Consider the following 2,223-nt stretch of genomic DNA (forward strand, 5'->3'; position numbering starts at 1 on the left):
CCGCCCGTCGCGCCCGGCGCTGCCCGGGCGGGTCGTCCGGGAGCGGCCGTCCGACGAGGCCGCCGGCCTGCCCGCCGGGGCGGGCGCCGTGCCCCCGCCGGCGCTGCCGTCCGACCCACCGCTCGACCCGCATGACGGCCGGGCCCGGCCCGACGGCGCCGAGCCCCGGCCGGGCGGGGTGGAGGACAGCGAGGTCACGGGACGGCTTCCGCGCCGGGTGCGGCAGCGTTCCCTGGCCCCGCAGCTGCGCGGGCGCTCCGCGCCGCGGCACGGCCGGCCCGCCGCGGCGGCGGGCGAGGACGATTTCGAAGAACCGAGCCCGGAGCTCAGCCGCGACCTGATGGCGTCGCTGCAGTCGGGATGGCTGCGCGGCAGGGTCGACGACGATCCGGGCGAGCTCGATCCACGCGATGAATGGGGGGAGTCATGATGCGGCAGGGCAACGCCTCCGGCGAGCTCGACTGGCTGCTCGACGATCTGGTGCAGCGGGTCGGTGAGGTCCGCCAAGCCGTCCTGCTGTCCAGGGACGGCCTGGTCATGGGCGCCTCGGGGGACGTCACCCGTAAGGACGCCGAGTTCCTCGCGGCGCTGTCGTCGGGCTTCCACAGCCTGGCCAACGGCGCCCGCGAGCACTTCCAGGCCAAGCAGGTGCGGCAGACCGTCGTCGAGCTGGACGGCATGCTGTTCTTCGTCATGCCGGCGGGCAACGGGAGCTGCCTGGCCGTGCTGAGCGACGCCGGCGGCAACGCGGGGCTGGTCGCCTACGAGACGACCATGCTGATCAAGCGGGTGCGGCGCACGCTGGCGGCCCAGCCGCGCGGCGCCGAGTCGCAGGACCCGCCGGTGCGCTCGGGCGCGTCAGGCTAGAGCCGGCCGTGGAGAGCCCGAGAGAGCGCTGGGTCGGGTCGGACGCCGGCCCGGTCGTCCGGCCCTACGCGGTCACCCGCGGACGCACCCGTCCCCGCGGGCTCGTCCTGGACCTGGTGACCGTCCTCGTCGCGACCGGCCGGACCCCGGCCGACCGGGTCTGGCTGTCGCGCGAGCAGCGGCGGCTGCTGGAGCTGTGCGGGCGGCCCTCCACTCCCGCCGACCTCGCCTCGGAGACCGACCTGCCGCTGCGGGTCGTGCAGATCCTGCTGGAGGACCTGCACCAGTACGGCCTGATCGAGGAGATGCCGCAGGCCGCGCAGACCGAACGCCCCGACCCCCGCATCCTCATGAGAGTGCTCGATGAACTCCGCCGCCTTTGACCCGACCGCCACCGCGCACGGGCGCGACGACGACGTCCCGCTCCACACCCTGAAGGTCCTGGTGGCCGGCGGCTTCGGCGTCGGCAAGACGACGCTGGTGAGCGCGGTGAGCGAGGTGCGTCCGCTGCGCACCGAGGAGGTCCTCACCGACGCGTCCGTGGGCGTCGACGACCTCGGGGGCGTGGAGGGCAAGACCACCACGACCGTGGCGATGGACTTCGGGCGGCTGACGTTCTCCGGGGGCGTCCGGCTGTACCTGTTCGGCACCCCGGGCCAGGAGCGGTTCTGGTTCATGTGGGACCAGATCGCCTACGGCGCCGTCGGCGCCATCGTGCTGGTCGACACCCGCCGGCTCAGCACGAGCTTCGCGGCCATCGACTTCTTCGAACAGCGGGGGATCCCCTTCGTCATCGCGGCGAACCGGTTCGAGGGCGCCCGCCGCTACACCGTCGAGGAGATCCGCGACGCCCTCGACGTCGATCCGGAGGTCCCGGTGATGATGTGCGACGTGCGGAGCCGTGAGGTGGCGCGGGGCGTGCTGGTGGCGCTCGTCGAGCACGCCCTGCAGACGGCCCGGAGCTAGCCGGCCGCCATCCGGGCCACGATGAGGGACGCGAGCGCGGCGTAGGCGGCCGAGTCGTCCATGCCGGTCTGCGCCTTGATCTCGCCGCGGTGGATGGACTCCATCACCTGCCCGGCGACGGCGCCGACGAACGCGGCGTCGCCGCCCGGCGCCGCCTCCCGCACGAGGCCCTGCACGCGGCGCACCGCGTACCGGGTGTTGCTCTTGTAGATCTCCCGCGCGGGGGCGAACGCGTCCAGGTCGGCGAAGAACGCGGCGGACGCGGGGGCCAGCTCGCCCGAGATCGCCCGCAGGTAGGCGCCGACCCGCTCGCGCGGGTCGGCGCTGCCGGCGGGCGCGGCCGCCACGCGCGCGGTCGCGCCGCGGGAGAAGGCCCGCACCACGGCCGGG

At 75.0% G+C, this 2,223-nt stretch carries 3 protein-coding genes and 2 pseudogenes; 4 read left to right on the forward strand and 1 reads right to left on the reverse strand.

Features of this window, described 5'->3' with window-relative positions:
• From AB0K37_RS41775 to AB0K37_RS41790, 4 genes and pseudogenes are all read left to right on the forward strand, one after another.
• Positions 1 to 430, forward strand: a pseudogene (locus AB0K37_RS41775) (hypothetical protein); the annotation flags it as partial.
• On the forward strand, positions 427 to 867 hold the full coding sequence (locus tag AB0K37_RS41780) for a roadblock/LC7 domain-containing protein (protein WP_205718435.1): 441 nt from the start codon (positions 427 to 429) through the stop codon (positions 865 to 867). The pseudogene AB0K37_RS41775 and the gene AB0K37_RS41780, both read left to right, overlap by 4 nt.
• Before the next feature lie 8 nt (positions 868 to 875).
• A complete protein-coding gene (locus AB0K37_RS41785) occupies positions 876 to 1,250 on the forward strand; it encodes a DUF742 domain-containing protein (protein ID WP_185025215.1) in 375 nt (124 codons plus the stop codon).
• Positions 1,231 to 1,833, forward strand: coding sequence for an ATP/GTP-binding protein (locus AB0K37_RS41790; protein WP_363991681.1), 603 nt, complete (start codon positions 1,231 to 1,233; stop codon positions 1,831 to 1,833). Before AB0K37_RS41785 ends, AB0K37_RS41790 begins: the two co-directional genes overlap by 20 nt.
• Here the strand turns inward: AB0K37_RS41790 and AB0K37_RS41795 are convergent.
• Positions 1,830 to 2,223 (reverse strand): annotated as a pseudogene (locus AB0K37_RS41795) (TetR/AcrR family transcriptional regulator); the annotation flags it as partial. The gene AB0K37_RS41790 and the pseudogene AB0K37_RS41795 overlap by 4 nt on opposite strands.

This window comes from Actinomadura sp. NPDC049753, from assembly GCF_040674655.1.
GTDB lineage: Bacteria > Actinomycetota > Actinomycetes > Streptosporangiales > Streptosporangiaceae > Spirillospora > Spirillospora verrucosospora.

What these genes read in the sequence shown, in the direction of transcription:
- AB0K37_RS41780 (WP_205718435.1), top strand. Translation starts at nt 427, where the DNA reads ATGATGCGGCAGGGCAACGCCTCCGGCGAGCTCGACTGGCTGCTCGAC.
- AB0K37_RS41790 (WP_363991681.1), top strand. Translation starts at nt 1,231, where the DNA reads ATGAACTCCGCCGCCTTTGACCCGACCGCCACCGCGCACGGGCGCGAC.